Here is a 15074-nt window from a genome sequence, read left to right on the forward strand (position 1 = left end):
CGCAATAGTGTTCAGATCTTTAAAATAGGCTGTAAGGCGATCGGCAATGAGTTCGACGTCGGCCCCCTTTTTCGGCGGGCTCATGAGTACAAGCGCCGTATGCTCAGTGCATTAGTGGCACCAATATCAGCTCAAGAGAGCCAGAATGAAGCCATTCCTAGGAACATTTCGGTGAAAAAGCAAAGTAAGTCTGGTCCGCATAGCAAAGTAAGTCTGGCCCCTCTATGAGGTGAGACCCTGCTGCAGTAGGCATTTTTCTGAACATTTCACAAAGCGTGTCAAGCAGCCCAAGCTTGGGGCCCGTACCATGTCCCTCACGTCCTCACTATCAGCAGATGCAGTTGCCAGCTAACATCGGCTGGGCAATCGGTAGAAGCGGCCATTACGCGTGCGGCGCTTTAAAAGTGGTTTACCTCGACCTCCCTTTGACCGTTGAAAGCAGCCTGATGCAGCAGATCATGAATCAACACTGTCAAACGATATAAATCGTTATCACTAAGAGGCGCGCCTTGATGCAACGGCATCCCATCATGAATTTGCGCTTGCGTCGCAAAATTCTGTAACTGCTGGACGGCTTTAACGTAATCGAAATCTTCGACGCGCATCTGCGCGCCCCAAAAGCTGGTCAAGCCAGAAAAAACACGCTGAACAAACAGCTCGAACACTGTCTTCTGCACTTTGCCAGTGGCGAAAGCTGGCCCGAGCGTGAACAACATACGTAAAATTGCACAAGCGTACCCCCACGCTTGGACTCCCTCCGCCGAGCGTGGATTGTCCTTGGCGTTCTCAGTCTCACGGTACGAGCGGAAAAGGATTACCAATACTGCCAGGCTATCCAAACCAGGGCGTCTTTCCAGCATCTTGAGCGTACGGCTATCATCCCCAAATTGTCGCCCGGCCTTGACCACGGCCTTCTGAATGCCAGGATCGAGTTGCCCGACCCAAGTCCGCGCCTTCTTCTCAACAGATGTTCCGGTTCTGAGCACTTCCCATATCACATGATTTAAGACAGCTGCCGAGCCAGGGTAAAGCATATCTGCTTTCTGCACGACATCAGCACGGGGCACATGGTCGCCTCGGGAATAAAGTAAAAAAGTATTGTTTTTGATTCTTCCCCCATGCGCATCTACCTCTGCGTGCGGAGTAACCCGGCGCTGAACATCGCGAGGACGCGGCGAACCTATCCTGGACGCCAAATACTCAAACCAGAATATCGTTCTCGTTCTGTCAACTGGATCGTCTCGCCTCTGTGCACGCGGCATCTTGTCCCTTCGGTGATAATTCGCAAACGAGTTAAGTATTATAGGCTCAGAGAGCCAAGGGAAAAATCAAATAAAATCAGTCACTTAGTGAAAATTGAATTTGTAAAAAAAAAGCGACTTTAACCGTAAACGTTTAGGTTTTCCAGTGCCATATTCCGGCCCTAAAATTGCATTATGTTTTTCATGTGACTACGTGTGACTTTATGGACGTAATGCACAACTGCAGTGGATGTTTTGCAACACAGCTAGAGCAGGATCTTCTGCAATTGCATGGACCAATGATGACGGGGGATTGCCTACGCAAGGCACTCGGCTATCCCTCATCCGCCGCCTTTCGCCAGGCCATCGTCCGCAACACTATTCCTGTACCAATCTTCAACATAGAGAAGCGGCGGGGAAAGTTCGCCTTGACGAAGGAAGTAGCCCAGTGGGTGGCCGCTCAACGAGGAAAAACTGCGATGCTAACGAAACCACCGAGCGAGGAAGAAAAATGAAGATCTAAGCAAGCGAGCAGCAGCAATTCGAATCGGCAAAGAAAAACCCGTGAGCGGCTAACTCACGGGTTTTGGTGATACGGGTACTAGACACACCAAGTATCTCCCCTCTCTGCCTCCCATGTCAATGAACCAGGGTGCCTTGGCAACACTGGTATGGACACGTGCGTCTGAAGCTAGAAAAACCCCTTCTCGCTCACTTGCGGAACGCCATGTGTTGCCTTCGTCTATTCTGCACAGAGAGAAAAAAATGAAAAAAGGGCCGAAATTTCCCCCCAGCCTTCTCAAGAGGTTTTCAGCACAATGCCGTGGTACCGGCACTTACGAGCAGTACATACCATGGCACCGTGTCAACCGCTCTGACCCATCAAGTCACGGTCGGTCGCATCTCCAAATCTGGCATGGCAGACAACGTGAACTTCTGTCCGATTTGGAACTGGTGGCCTTCTTATTCTCGACCATGCATCCGAGCGTGGTCGATATTCGGGAACAATTCCCTCTGAATCTTCAGCTGGCACAACACGAGCTCAATGGCTATCAGGCCGGTTCTGTGCGCGAATGGGCCCCTGGCACGATCGAACTGGCCGAGCGCCTGCAGATGAAGCATCCGATTTCCAGCGAAGCTGGAATATCTTCTTCCTGGATTATGACGACGGACTTACTGCTGACGCTGAAAGAACCTGACGGCCATTTCAAGCTACTAGCCATTTCAGTGAAGCCATCCGTTGGATGGATGACTCGACGCAAGTTGGAATTACTCAACCTGGAACGGCAGTACTGGATCTGTCGCAATGTCCCCTGGTTGCTTATCACACCCCAGCTCTACGAGGACCGGGTGGCTGACCTACTTAAGAGCGTCAGTCACTGGGCATTGGGTGAAAACCATAACGACGCACTGTTGCAATGGGTGGGCAATCAGGCGCAAGACTTCGATCGAAAAAACCTGACGCAGATCCTTCGACGGATCACTCAAGAATGCGGCTGTCCGCAGACCGCGCAATATGCGTTCTGGCAAGCGGTATGGACTGGCCGCCTGCCATTTGATCTGCACCGCAGCTGGCGTGCTTCAGCACCATTCCTCCTCGTCTCGCCAGCAGCGTTCTGGGCCCGAAATCCGATCGTCTCGGGGAGGACAGCATGGGACCACTGATGCATAACCAGACCATCCACATTTTGACCGGCGAACTCGATGGTCTTTACCGAGTCGTATTGAACGAAGTCGCAGCCAACTGCACGGTACTTGTCCGTCTCGACAGAGCAAGCGAACCCGCCTCATCATTTGGGCCAGTGGAAGGCGGGCAACCGCCCCAAAAACGCAAAGGGCCAACTCCTCTTTGTGGCCAGTTACTGTGGCTGGAAACAACAACACTCGACCAATTAATCGAATCCAATTCGCTGCGCTTCGTTGAACTGGAAAGAAGAAACTTCAAAGTGTCCCCGGCAAGCGTCAATCGCTTCGAAGTGCGCCGAAGGATCATGGCTGATTTCCTAAAATTCGATGTACTGCGAACCTCGATTCTTCAACACCATACTCTCGGCCCTCTGGTAACCAAAACAACTGCCGAACACAACGTCAGCCGCTACCTTGTCTACAAATGCTGGTCCCTGCTGTGCCGCTATGGCTTTTCGGCAGAAAGCCTGGCGGGACGATTTGACTTGTGTGGCGCGCCTGGTGAAGTAAGGGACTGTTCGCCCGACATGAGAAAAAAGGCGGGGCGAAAAACCAACATGCAGCGCATGGCACAACGTACCGGTCAGCCCTATGTGGAGGTCCAGCCAGGAATGAACGCCGTATGGCGACAGCGTATCCTCATGGCAGACAAAAAGATTCGTTCGCCCAAACCGAAGTTTCCGAGGCGTTATCAAGAAATTCTTGCCCATGGTTTTACTACACACTTTCAAGAAGAGGATGGTGTAGCGCACCCTATGCCGTTGAAGCTTGGAGACTACCCGAACAAGACACAGGTACGCCGGGTGCTGTACGTTGAGATTCCTAAACTTCAGCGCCTTCAGCAAATGACGACCTTGGGCCACTTTAAACGTAGCCTGCGAGGCATGGTCGGCCGCAGTTGGAAGGGCGTAGCTGGCCCCGGCCACACCTGGGCCATTGATTCGACCATTGGGGACATCTATCTACGCTCCAGCATCAACCGCGCATGGATCATAGGCAGGCCTATCGTGTACACCGTCGTTGACGTATGGTCCACGGCAATTGTGGGCTTTTATGTTTGCCTTGCAGGGCCCAGCTGGGACACGGCGAAAGTCAGTTTATACAGCGCCATTACTGCTCCCGATTTACTTGGCGAACTTTGGGGCTACGAGGTAATGCCGTCGCTTTATCCACACCCATGCCTGCCTGCCGTTGTCCTATGGGACCGAGGAGAATACATCAGTCTGGCGGCCAAAGAGACTGCGTACCATCTTATTGAGCGCGCAAGTTTCACCCCGCCTTACCGGCCGGACCTGAAAGGCATCGTCGAGGTTCAACACCGGATCACAAAAGATCATCAGTCCTGGATACCGGGTGCGATTGATGCCCGGCGGGCAGAATATGAATTACGCAAATTTGATCCCAATGCTGGAGTTTTCACGCTCAGCGAATACGCCAACTATCTACACAACATTTATACCGAATACAACCTGATCGCCAACCGTGAAAAACGCCTCGACACGGACATGATTGCGGCCGGTGTCGTGCCGTCCCCGGCAGGCCTTTGGCGATGGGGCCATGCTGTCGGTATCGGAATGTCGCGCCACTTCTCTCATTCAGAATTAGTCCGCAAACTGCTGCCAGAAAAACACGCTACGGTGACTCGGGAAGGAATCAATTTCCAAAACCTGTTCTATGCATCAGAAGAGTCGAAAGCTGCCCAATGGACTGCCGAGGCACGCAACTTCAACAGTTGGAGAATCCCGGCGTACCACTTTCCTGGATCCGTATCACGCATTTGGACTCCCAACATGGGCGGCGCTGGGCTGTGGGAACTTCAACTCAGCGAGCAGGCTAACGCAACCAGGACACAAACGTACGAAGAGGTGGAGGATGCTTTTGCGTACAGCAAGCTAAGTCATCCAGAAACTGAACATGATCGTACTCAAACGAAAATGCGTCTGCATCACAAGAATAATGAACTCGTCAACAACGCCAAAGCCATGACCGCCGAGGCATTGAGACAAGCCAACGGCCCAATGCCTTCGCTGTCTGAATCGCGCAAGATGGAAGGGCAAACGCACGGCGGCAGCGAGATCACTTCTGCCGTTCGTACTACGGCATCACCACCAGCAGTTCCTGCTACAGGCAATGCGCCAAGCCGCTACACAGAGATCATGAAGAGAATCATCGATGCCAAAAATCGCTAAGGCAGGGTAACGATGATGACGAATTTTCTGAATCCGTATGAGGGTAATTGCCTGATTGATCGGCTCCGCCCGATCGTCTCCCGTGAGGACGCGTTAAAACTGTTGACGCAATTGCCGCGGATGCCCGGCAACGTAGCCGCTCTCCCGATCCATGTGCGCGTCCATTACCTCATCATCATGGCGCGCGAACTGCATATTGCAACGGAGGAGGAGGCAAAGCTTTTAGAAACAGAGGACCTGATGATCCGCAGTGGATACTATCATCGGCAGCCACACTGCCAGCAGATTTGGTCCCAAATAGCAGATGAACCAATCAGCAGAAGACCAAGCAAACCGTCGGCAATGGCAGCCCTCGTTTCGGGGCATTCCGGCACTGGCAAGAGCTGTGCAATTCAAAACACTCTTGCCACCTATGACCAGGTGATCCTGCATGAGACTTTCCCTATGTGTGCCCACGGGCTTCAGCAAGTGGTGTGGTTATCAGTTGACGTGCCGGCATCAGGTAAGTCTGCGGATCTGGCTATAACTCTGATGCATGCATGGGACGCTTTGTGCGGCCAGGATCGATTTCACAGCACCAACAAAGGAAGCCGAAGCAATGGCATGCAACTGCTCACTGAGTGGACTCAGGTGGCGACGTCGCAGTTCCTCGGAATCTTGCACTTGGACGAAATTCAAAATCTATTCAAAAGCCCTGCGCTGGCAAGACGCAGAGCGAAAAAGAAAAGTGATGAAAGATTGGAGTTGAGTTTAGTCGAGGACACGTGCCTGAAGTGGTGCCTGAACATGACGAACGCAGGTTTGCCACTGCTGTTTTCTGGTACACCAGATGGCGTCGCGGCGCTGACAAAACGACTAGCTACAACTCAGCGCTTTACCACTGGCGGGTATCATCGCTTCCCCTATTTCGAGCACGCGTCAGACATCAACTATCGCGAAACGTTTTTGCCAGGCCTGTTTCAATACCAATACGTTGCGAAGCCACTGGAATTGTCCGATAGGTTCGCGGAGCTCTTTCTTGAATTATCCGGCGGCGTGATGAGGATTATGATTGCGTTATGGGTTGCCGCCCATCGGGTAGCCTTTGAGCGTGAAACAGACGATTTGACCCTTGCAGATTTTATCAATGCTGCCAGCACATTTCTCGCCCCATTGCAGCCTGCTATTAAAGCACTGCGATCACGAGATCCAAGTCAAATTGCAAACTTTGACGACATGCTTCAGCAGGACGAACAATTTTGGGCTTCATTCTGGACGTCCTAAATTTTTCAAATATCCCATCGTAAAATATGCTGTTCACGGTCAGTCAGTTCCGCCCTTTCTTGCGCCCACGGCAATTTGCAATATATTTGGGCGCTGACTGGAAGCTCCCACTGTTCGGCTTTCAATCAGCGCTAACAATCTCTATGGCTATTTCGGTTTGACCAAGCAGGCCGCCAGCACAGCGATGCCACCGAGGGCATACCAGGCATGGTCAGCTTGCGCCGGGTGTCCAGTCAGCGTCAGTACTACCGCTGAACCAACCAGCAACGTAGCTATATAGGTGAGCGCAATCAGTGCACGACAATGCGGCGCGGACGAGTCTGGAGAGGTGCTGGGAGGACGCTTTGCAGCGCTGGAGCGAGGGGAAGAGGACTTGCGGGAGCGGCGTGTAGATTGGCGTCGGGGCCCATCGCCATCACTGTCATCGTCTCCGCCATCGCCGCCACTACCGCCGCCTGAGCTGTCTGACTCCGGTGCGGTGCCAGTATCGCCGTTGTCGTCGGTTACCAAAGCAGACTTCTTCGCAGCCATTTTTTGGCTCATGGGAGCAGCTCGCGTAACTGGTCGCGGTGACACGGCAATAAACGCCTTGGTCATTGCTAGTGAAATTTTGGCTGGGTCAAAAGCTACTACGCTGCCATTGCGCCGGATGATGCGATAGTCACTGCGGTTTAGATCAGCGTTGTTTACAGATTGAGTCATAAGAATTATCACCGTTCAGAAGAAGGGTCGCCGGACATCGGCAAGACAATTGTAGCGCCAAGTGCCAGCAAGGGTAGGATTGGCGGCATGCTAACTCACCGATGTTTGCGGCGGCCAGAGAGCCTGGCGTAGCGCTATAGATGTAACGCAAGACCGGCCGCTTTAGACCGGGTTGAGAGGACGATGAATTAGTAGACGGCCAGTTACGCCAGGCACGCTGGACATATCAAGCCGATGCTTGTGGTTAAGTTCACTCCGGTGCGCGCAGATAGGTATTATTGACAGCGCCTCGCAATCTCATCGTCATCGAGGTTGAAGGTTCCATCTCGGTGAGAACTGTGCTGAAGTTGGCTCCGGCCACTCGTAGAACGCGCTCCAACTCGGCGATCTCCACGTTGGCGTTTTCGGCGCTCTCAACCAACGACATTTCGTGTACATAAAAATTTTTTGCAGCGACATACACGCGTTGCTCTTTATCGCCTCTGCGCCTCAGATTCGGTAAACCCATCGAGTACAAATGTGCCTTGATGGTGCTAAGCGATACACCAAACTCACGGGCCATCTGGGGATGGTTACCCCGCGAGCGGATGTAATGATCAATAATGGTCTTTGCGTCTGGCAACGTCTTTTTCAATTGGCGTCGCCGCCTTGCGACCGATGGCAAACTGGCAGAAAAATCCGATTGAAAAATTTCAAGCGCTTGATCTGCGGAGCAGAACAAAACGCTAATTCCAAGCAAGTACGCAACGATCGATGAGGAACAGGTTGAACAGTAAAGCACGCCGTCTAACTGAGTAAAAATCTGCCCTTGGCGCTTAGCCAAAACTGGCGGAAACACCGCTTCCAACCATTGTTTAGGAAACCTCGACGCAATAAGGTCGCTAAGCTTGTTTTTTGCTGTACTCTTGGGGTGACTTGCAATGCCAAATGCACGCGCCTTCTCACGAAGCAGAGCGCGAACAGGTCTCAAATCAAGCGGCTGTGAAGATGATGCAAGTGCAACAGATAATTGAAGAAAATTCTGCACATCAGCATGATCATGTTGTGACCGAGCCCAACCTGGATCAACTGTATGGCTGCTCGAAATACACCGGGCTGGAGCCTCAATGAAGGCGCTATCGTCTTTAACGTATTGCAGTGCCGTAGCATGCATGGGGCATGTATACATTCCTGGAAGTTGATGCTTCCGCTTCCAATAACTCATCCCATACTTGCGCCAGTCGTCCTCAATACAAGCAGAGCAAAAATACGCTCCCGGACGCGCGAGGCGCGTACCAGACATCCGAATCATAGACCGGTCATCCGGGTCCCCATGTATCAATTCTGGTTTGTAAGACGCGATTGCACGCCTGTACGGCATTAATGTGTGCTTGCGAGCGAAGTCCTGCAATGGCATGTTGCCAGCCGTCGCAAGTACTTCGAGCAGGTAAGGTTTTGTGTCGTTGGAATGCTGCGCCAGCAACTTTGCACTAACATAGTAGAGCGCTGTTACTTCATCACGAAAACCGTTTATACGAATAATTCTTCCCCAGTATCCTGAATGGATCTCATCAGGTAACGGCGACGGAAGAAGCAATATTTGTCCCTACAAAGCGTTGAAATCGTCCGTCACATTCAATCGACTGAATATGAGGTCTAGGGCAACGAATTATATCAGTTAAGATCTCGCGGGACGTTAAAGGCAGTGCCTACAATGGCAGTCCATTGGACCAATGTATCAGCGCAATCTGCGTAGTCGGGCTGAGAGCTTTTCGACCATTGATGTAGCTCGTCAGGACGCGGTAAGCACTTTCGGCACATTTCGGCAAATGACGGAACTCTGGCAACTCCCGAAGTTCCTGACCTACCTCAACGAAGCGGTTACAGAGTATTTTGACCTCTTCCTTTGCGAACACCTTCAGCCGTCCGGAAGATGTCAGCAAACCTAACTGTTCAACGTATCGCACGACTCGGCTACGCCCCGCATTTACAAGTTCAGCGCCTTTTATCTCATCCGCGGCAATCGAGGTAACCAAGTGCGCCAGTTCAAGAAACTTGCTGCTATACGCCTGCCCGGACACGATCCCAGGGGCTGGTGACAAGTGCTTGCGTACAGGGGTATGCCACAGGAACCTCTGTTGAGCAGAAGGTTTGATCTTGGTTTCCTGTAGTGGCCTACCATGTTTCAGGCAGACCCACACACCAGGGTACTGATGGGCAACTCGCCAGTAAGCCATTCCGATATCACGCAAGTCATCCTTTATACAAACTCGACAAGCCTTCAACGGGTGCTGCACCTGGAAACGACTGGTCCAGACAGCTATAGGAAACTTCAACAGTGACTCGGCCCTCAGCCTTTTCGAGGTTAGTGCTTGCCGCTGCTTTGCGTCCATGAATGCGCGGTAAAACTGTAAGAGCGTATGATTTTCAAGGATTTTGTTAGGCCCACCCAATGTTCCTTCAGTCTTCGCGACGAACAGCTCGATCTCGCTCAGGTGGTTGTTTAACGTCCTCTCTGAGGACGTGCCGAAGAACACTTCAACCGTCTCCCGGGGCCGAGGGTATCCCCAGAATCTATGATTCCGGGCCATCAAACTATACATACTTTCCCCTGGCAACCAATCCAGAACCGTTCCTGGAATTTTTCGGATGTGCGCTTCAATAGACGGCTCATCAAGGGAGGCTTCGTGACCAGCCACGTCCAAATCTTGTTCTCGACTATGTTTTTCCATTTTCGACTTTATTTCATTGTTTGCGACTTTTTTTGGACGGAACAATAGCCTACACGGCTCAAAAAAATATACAAACCATCGATAAAAATCGCTTGCAATTAAATAGCGCACGATCTATAGTGTGCACATACGCGCTGCGCAGTACAATGTGCAGCGGAAACAACGTAGTACACGATGTAATCGCTAACTATTGAAATGGAGCATTAATCATGGCACTGGAACAAGTACTGTACACCGCACACGCTAAATCCACCGGTGGCCGCGAAGGCCGCGCTGTTTCCTCGGACGGCGCCCTGGACGCAAAACTGACCACCCCGAAAGAACTGGGCGGCAATGGCCTGCCAGGCACCAACCCTGAGCAACTGTTCGCAGCGGGCTACTCCGCCTGCTTCATCGGCGCCATGAAATTCGTCGGCGGCCGCGACGGCATCGCCGTGCCGGCGGACGTATCGATCGACGCATCGGTCGGCATCGGCCCGATCCCTAACGGCTTCGGCATCCAGGTGGCCATGAACATTTCGCTGCCAGGCCTGGACCGCGCCACTGCGGAAAAACTGGTGCAAGCCGCCCACATCGTTTGCCCATACTCGAACGCGACCCGCGGCAACATCGACGTGACGCTGACCGTCGTATAAGACGCGGTCCTCGTCATCACCAAGGCGCTTCGGCGCCTTTTTGCATTTCTGCACGTACAATCGGGGCTCTACCCACAGGAGTTCCGAATGATTGAATGGCAGTCGCAAGCGTTTAAAGACATGGCGGTGGCGGACCTGTACCAGGTGCTGTACCACCGCCAGCAGGTATTCGTGCTGGAGCAGAAATGCCTGTACCCGGACATCGACAACTATGACCAGGATGCGCACCACCTGACCGCGTGGATCACGCGGGATGGCAAGCGCGAACTGGCGGCCTGCCTGCGCGTGATTGCGCCGGGCGTCAAGTACACGGAAATGTCGCTGGGCCGCATCCTGTCCACGCAGGCGGCGCGCGGCACGGGCGTGGGACGCCAGCTGGTGGCCAAGGGCATCGCCTATGCGGAAGCGCTGTATCCGGGCCATGCCTGCCGCATCGGCGCCCAGCAATACCTGGAACAGTTCTACGGCAGCTTCGGCTTCAAGACCGTCAGCGTGCCGTACGATGAAGACGGCATCATGCACGTCGAGATGGTGCGCTGACGTTCTCTTAAAACGACAGGATGAAGCGCGCGCCCTGCCCCACCGGCCTGGCGTAGCGCACCATGCCGCCATTGGCGTGCACCAGGTGGCGCACCATGGCCAGGCCGATGCCGCGCCCCTGTTTTTTCGATGAAAAGAATGGCGTGAAAATGTGCGCTGCCATGTCTTCCGGCACGCCGGGACCGTTGTCGGCCACTTCGATGCGCAAGCGCCCGCCCCGGCTCAGGCGCGCACTCACCAGCAATTGCGGCTGCGGCGTGTCGCTGGTGGCTTCGGCCGCATTCTTCAGCAGGTTGATCAGCGCCTGTTCCAGCTGGCCTGGATCGGCCATCACTTCCAGCGACGGCGGTTCCACGGTGAATTCCGCGCGGCCGCCGCGCGCCTGCCATTGCGGCGCCATCAACATCGACAGGCGCGCGAACAGGTCGCGCACCGCCACCGGCTCCGGCTGCGCGGGCGACACCGTGGACAGGCTGCGGTAGCTGCCAACGAAGTCCACCAGGCTGGCCGCGCGGCGCGCTATGGCGTCCAGCGCCGTCCCCAGGTCGGCGCTGACGTCTTGCGGCAATCCGGCCTGGGCCTCGGCCAGCAAGTCGCCCGCCGTGCGCGACAGCGACGCCACCGGTGTCAGCGAATTCATGATTTCGTGCGTCAGCACCTGCACCAGCTGGCGCCACGCATTGAGCGCCTCGGCTTCCAGCTGGCTTTCCACCGGCAGCAGCGCGGCCAGGCGCTGCGCCTCGCCCTGCACCGTCAGCGCGGTGACAGCCGCCAGCGCCCGCTCGGCACCGCGCTCCGTCTCATAACTGACCAGCGCGCGGCCGCCGGACGCCTGCGCAGCCAGCAAGCGCCCGATGGCATGCGGATCGCTGGCGCGCCCCGGCGCCAGCAACCGCCGCGCACTGGCGTTCAGCGGCGTCACCGCATTTTCTCCCGCCGCGCCGGCAATGCTGAACAGGGCGATCGGCGCATGCTCCAGCCGCGCTTCCATGCCCTGCGCCGCGGCCAGCAGCGCTTGCCGGTCCGGGGACAGATCACCCGCCACGGCGCCGGCAGCCGGTCCGCGATGTGCTGAGGCCCGGCCCCGGCGCCACAGCATGGCGATGGGAGGCAGGGCGGCAATCGCGCACAGCGTCAACAGGCGGGGCGAACCGGCCACGGTGGCCGCAGTCGCGGACAGCGCCATCAGGGCCGCCACGCAGGCAACCGGCGCCATGCCGGGATACCGGTCAGATGCCATGCTTGCCCAGCTTGCGGTACAAGGCCGCGCGGCTGACACCCAGCAGGCGCGCCGTGTGGCTGATGTTGCCGTTGGATGCGGCCAGCGCGGCGGCGATGGCGTCGCGCTCCAGCGCGCTCAATGTGAGGTCGTCGCTGACGATGCGTGGCGGCGTGGCCGAGCCGTCGCCACTGCCGTCCGCAAGTGCGGTATTGGCCGAATGCGCCTGTCCGGCCATGCCAACAGGCCCGGATACTCCCGCGTCCATGCCGGGCAGCCCGAAATCGGCCAGCCCATATTCCGCGCCGGCCCCGAGGATCACGGCGCGCTCGCAAGCATGGCGCAGCGCACGCACGTTGCCCGGCCACGCATATTGCACCAGCAACTCCCGTGCGGAAGCTTCCAGCGTACGCGCGGGGCGCTGGTACTGGCGCTCATAGACATCGAGGTAATGGCGCAGCAGGCCCGGTATGTCTTCGCGCCGCTCGCGCAACGGCGGAATGCGGATCACGATGGTATTCAGGCGGAACAGCAAATCCGGCCGGAACACGGCGGGATCGAACAGTTTCACTTCATCGAGGTTGGTGGCGCTGACGATGCGCACGTTAATCGCTTCCGGCCTGTCCGCGCCAACCGGCGTCACTTCGCGCCGCTCCAGCACCGTCAGCAGCTTGGCCTGGGCGGCCAGCGCCATGTTGCCGATTTCATCGAGGAACAGCGTGCCGCCGGACGCCGCCTGGAAGCGTCCCGCGCGGTCGGACTTCGCATCCGTGAACGAGCCTTTGCGGTGGCCAAACAATTCGCTCTCGAACGTGGATTCGGGCAGCGCGCCCATGTCCACCGCCAGGCAAATGCCGTCCGCGCGGCGCGACGACGCGTGGATGGCGCGCGCCACCAGTTCCTTGCCCACACCATTCTCGCCCAGCACCATGACGTTGGCGTCGGTCGGACCCACGCTGGCAATCATGGCCTTCACGCTGCGCATGGCGGGCGAATCGCCCATCAGCGCGGTGCAGGCATCCGATGCGGCGCTGCGCACGGCGCGGCGCGCCAGCGCGGCATCGACGGCCGCCACCAAGCGCGCGTTGTCCCAGGGCTTGGTGATGAAATCGCAGGCGCCGCGCTTGAGCGCTTCCACCGCCAGCGGCACGTCGGCATAGGCGGTCAGCGCAATGACAAAAGGCGGCTGCGGCTGCACGCGCAGCAAATCCAGCAGCGCCAGCCCTTCGCCGCCATCGATGCGCCCGGGCGTGAAATTCAGGTCCAGCAGCACCACGTCCGGCGCCGACTGTTGCAGGTAGCGGGACAAGCGGGCCGGATCGGTCAGCGTGGCCACTTTGCCGTAGCGGCGGCGCAGCAGCAATTGCGCCGCGCAGGCGACATCGGCGTCGTCGTCGAGGATCAGGATGTGGGCGGTGGCGTCGTGCATGGGGCGCATTCTAGCAGCACAATTTGCCCATGCGGACAGGCTTTTTCAGAGTGTCCGGTAATGAACACCGGCCATTGTCCGGATGCGGACAACCGCGTTTCAAAAGCCCTGAAAACCGTGCTGGCACAAGGCTTGCAATGATGGGCTGCATGAACACACCCCAGCCCAAACTCGTCACCGGCGCCGCCATGGACACCATCGTCCCCCGGCGGCGCGGCAAGCAAATCGCCGCCGCCTGCGTTACCGTGGCCGTCATCGCGGCAGCGACCAGCGCGCTGTGGTACTGGATGCCACGCGGCCTGCAAGTGCCGGCCGGCGACCTGCGCATCGCCACCGTGGAACAAGGCATATTCCGCGACGATATCGTGGTGCGCGCCAGCGCCGCGCCGCTGCGTTCCGTGATGCTGGACTCGGTGGAGTCGGGCCGCGTGGAAGAAGTCCATGCGCGCGACGGCGACCGCGTGCAGCAGGGACAGCTGCTGTTCCGCATTTCCAACCCGCAGCGCAACCTGGAATTGCTGGCGCGGCAGGCGGAGCACGCGCAGCAGATTTCCAACCTGTCCAACCTGCGCGTGGCGCAGGAAGCCAGCCGCAGCGACCGCGAACGCCGCATCGACGACCTGGCATTCCAGCTGGAGCAAACGCGCAAGCAGCACGAGCGCAATGCGCGCCTGGCCGCGCAAGGCTATCTGTCCGCCGCCGCGCTGGAAGAGTCGCAGGACAGGCTGGCGCGCCAGCAGCGCGCACTGGCCCAGGCGCGCGACAGCGACGGCACCGAGACGCGGGTACGCGAACATGCGCTGGCGCAGCTGCAAACGGCGCTCGATGGCCTGAAATCCGGCCTGAAGCTGGTCAGCGCCACGGTCGATGCGCTGGCCGTGCGCGCGCCCACGGCAGGCCGCCTGACCGACTTCCATTTGCAGGTGGGCGAATCCATCGCCACCGGCAAGCACGTGGGCCGCATCGACGACCCGGACCATTTCAAGCTCACGGCGGAAGTGGACGAGTTTTACCTGAAGCGCGTGGCCGTGGGCCGCCACGGCGCGGTGCTGCAGGATGGCCGCAGCTACGCGGTCGACGTGGCCACCGTATACCCGCAAATCACGGCCGGCCGCTTCACGGTGGAACTGGTGTTCAGCGCCGCCGCGCCGGAACAGCTCAGCCCGGGCCAGAGCCTGGATGCGCGCATCGCCTTGGGCGAACCGGCGCCCGCGCTGCTGCTGCCGAACGGAGCCTTCATGAACGACAGCGGCGGCGCGTGGGTGTTCGTGCTGTCGCCGGACGGCGCATTGGCCGAACGCCGGGACATCCGCACCGGCCGCCGCAACAACAGCCAGATCGAAGTGCTGGGCGGGCTGGCCCGCGGCGAGCGCGTCATCGTTTCCGGCTACGCCTCCTATGGCAAGGCACCCAGGCTGCAAATTTCCAAGTAAGCTCACCACCAAACGAAAAAGGAGAA

Annotated in this window: 12 protein-coding genes; 7 read left to right on the plus strand and 5 right to left on the minus strand. The window is 57.1% G+C overall.

Annotation, left to right across the window (positions count from 1 at the left end; genetic code table 11):
* Positions 1 to 398 precede the first annotated feature (398 nt).
* Positions 399 to 1067: a hypothetical protein gene (locus GJ700_RS03030; protein ID WP_154371187.1), complete on the minus strand. Its 669-nt coding sequence runs from the start codon at positions 1065 to 1067 to the stop codon at positions 399 to 401.
* Between the two features lie 398 nt (positions 1068 to 1465).
* Here GJ700_RS03030 and GJ700_RS03035 point away from each other — a divergent pair, with 398 nt between their 5' ends.
* From GJ700_RS03035 to GJ700_RS03050, 4 genes are all read left to right on the plus strand, one after another.
* Positions 1466 to 1756, plus strand: coding sequence for a hypothetical protein (locus GJ700_RS03035; RefSeq protein ID WP_229506773.1), 291 nt, complete (start codon positions 1466 to 1468; stop codon positions 1754 to 1756).
* Positions 1757 to 1898: 142 nt separating this feature from the next.
* Positions 1899 to 2906 carry a TnsA endonuclease N-terminal domain-containing protein gene (locus tag GJ700_RS03040; protein ID WP_195763763.1) on the plus strand — a complete coding sequence of 336 codons (1008 nt, stop codon included), beginning with the start codon at positions 1899 to 1901 and terminating at the stop codon, positions 2904 to 2906.
* The gene (locus GJ700_RS03045; protein WP_154371189.1) at positions 2894 to 5116 is read left to right on the plus strand and encodes a TnsB C-terminal domain-containing protein; all 2223 of its coding nucleotides are present in this window, start codon (positions 2894 to 2896) and stop codon (positions 5114 to 5116) included. Before GJ700_RS03040 ends, GJ700_RS03045 begins: the two co-directional genes overlap by 13 nt.
* Positions 5117 to 5128: 12 nt before the next feature.
* Positions 5129 to 6379, plus strand: coding sequence for an ATP-binding protein (locus tag GJ700_RS03050; protein ID WP_229506774.1), 1251 nt, complete (start codon positions 5129 to 5131; stop codon positions 6377 to 6379).
* Positions 6380 to 7331: 952 nt separating this feature from the next.
* Here GJ700_RS03050 and GJ700_RS03055 read toward each other — a convergent pair.
* Positions 7332 to 8657, minus strand: a complete 1326-nt coding sequence (locus GJ700_RS03055; protein WP_154371190.1) for a TniQ family protein — start codon at positions 8655 to 8657, stop codon at positions 7332 to 7334.
* Positions 8658 to 8769: 112 nt separating this feature from the next.
* On the minus strand, positions 8770 to 9903 hold the full coding sequence (locus GJ700_RS03060) for a TniQ family protein (protein WP_154371191.1): 1134 nt from the start codon (positions 9901 to 9903) through the stop codon (positions 8770 to 8772).
* A gap of 98 nt (positions 9904 to 10001) precedes the next feature.
* On the opposite strand from GJ700_RS03060, the gene GJ700_RS03065 reads away from it, so the two are divergent.
* Both GJ700_RS03065 and GJ700_RS03070 read left to right on the plus strand, forming a co-directional pair.
* Complete coding sequence (locus GJ700_RS03065; RefSeq protein WP_154371192.1) at positions 10002 to 10427, plus strand: organic hydroperoxide resistance protein; 426 nt, start codon at positions 10002 to 10004, stop codon at positions 10425 to 10427.
* 87 nt (positions 10428 to 10514) lie between these two features.
* Positions 10515 to 10967, plus strand: a complete 453-nt coding sequence (locus tag GJ700_RS03070; RefSeq protein WP_154371193.1) for a GNAT family N-acetyltransferase — start codon at positions 10515 to 10517, stop codon at positions 10965 to 10967.
* A gap of 7 nt (positions 10968 to 10974) precedes the next feature.
* Here GJ700_RS03070 and GJ700_RS03075 read toward each other — a convergent pair whose 3' ends face one another.
* The gene (locus tag GJ700_RS03075) at positions 10975 to 12207 is read right to left on the minus strand and encodes a sensor histidine kinase (RefSeq protein WP_154371194.1); all 1233 of its coding nucleotides are present in this window, start codon (positions 12205 to 12207) and stop codon (positions 10975 to 10977) included.
* On the minus strand, positions 12197 to 13615 hold the full coding sequence (locus GJ700_RS03080; RefSeq protein ID WP_154371195.1) for a sigma-54-dependent transcriptional regulator: 1419 nt from the start codon (positions 13613 to 13615) through the stop codon (positions 12197 to 12199). The genes GJ700_RS03075 and GJ700_RS03080 overlap by 11 nt, the downstream gene beginning before the upstream one ends.
* Positions 13616 to 13764: 149 nt before the next feature.
* Between GJ700_RS03080 and GJ700_RS03085 the strand changes: the two genes are divergently transcribed.
* Positions 13765 to 15048 (plus strand): efflux RND transporter periplasmic adaptor subunit, encoded by a 1284-nt coding sequence (locus tag GJ700_RS03085; RefSeq protein WP_229506775.1) that lies wholly within the window; start codon positions 13765 to 13767, stop codon positions 15046 to 15048.
* The last annotated feature ends 26 nt before the right edge of the window (positions 15049 to 15074 follow it).

Origin of the sequence: Pseudoduganella rivuli (assembly GCF_009674485.1) — a bacterium.
Lineage (GTDB): Bacteria > Pseudomonadota > Gammaproteobacteria > Burkholderiales > Burkholderiaceae_D > Rugamonas > Rugamonas rivuli_B.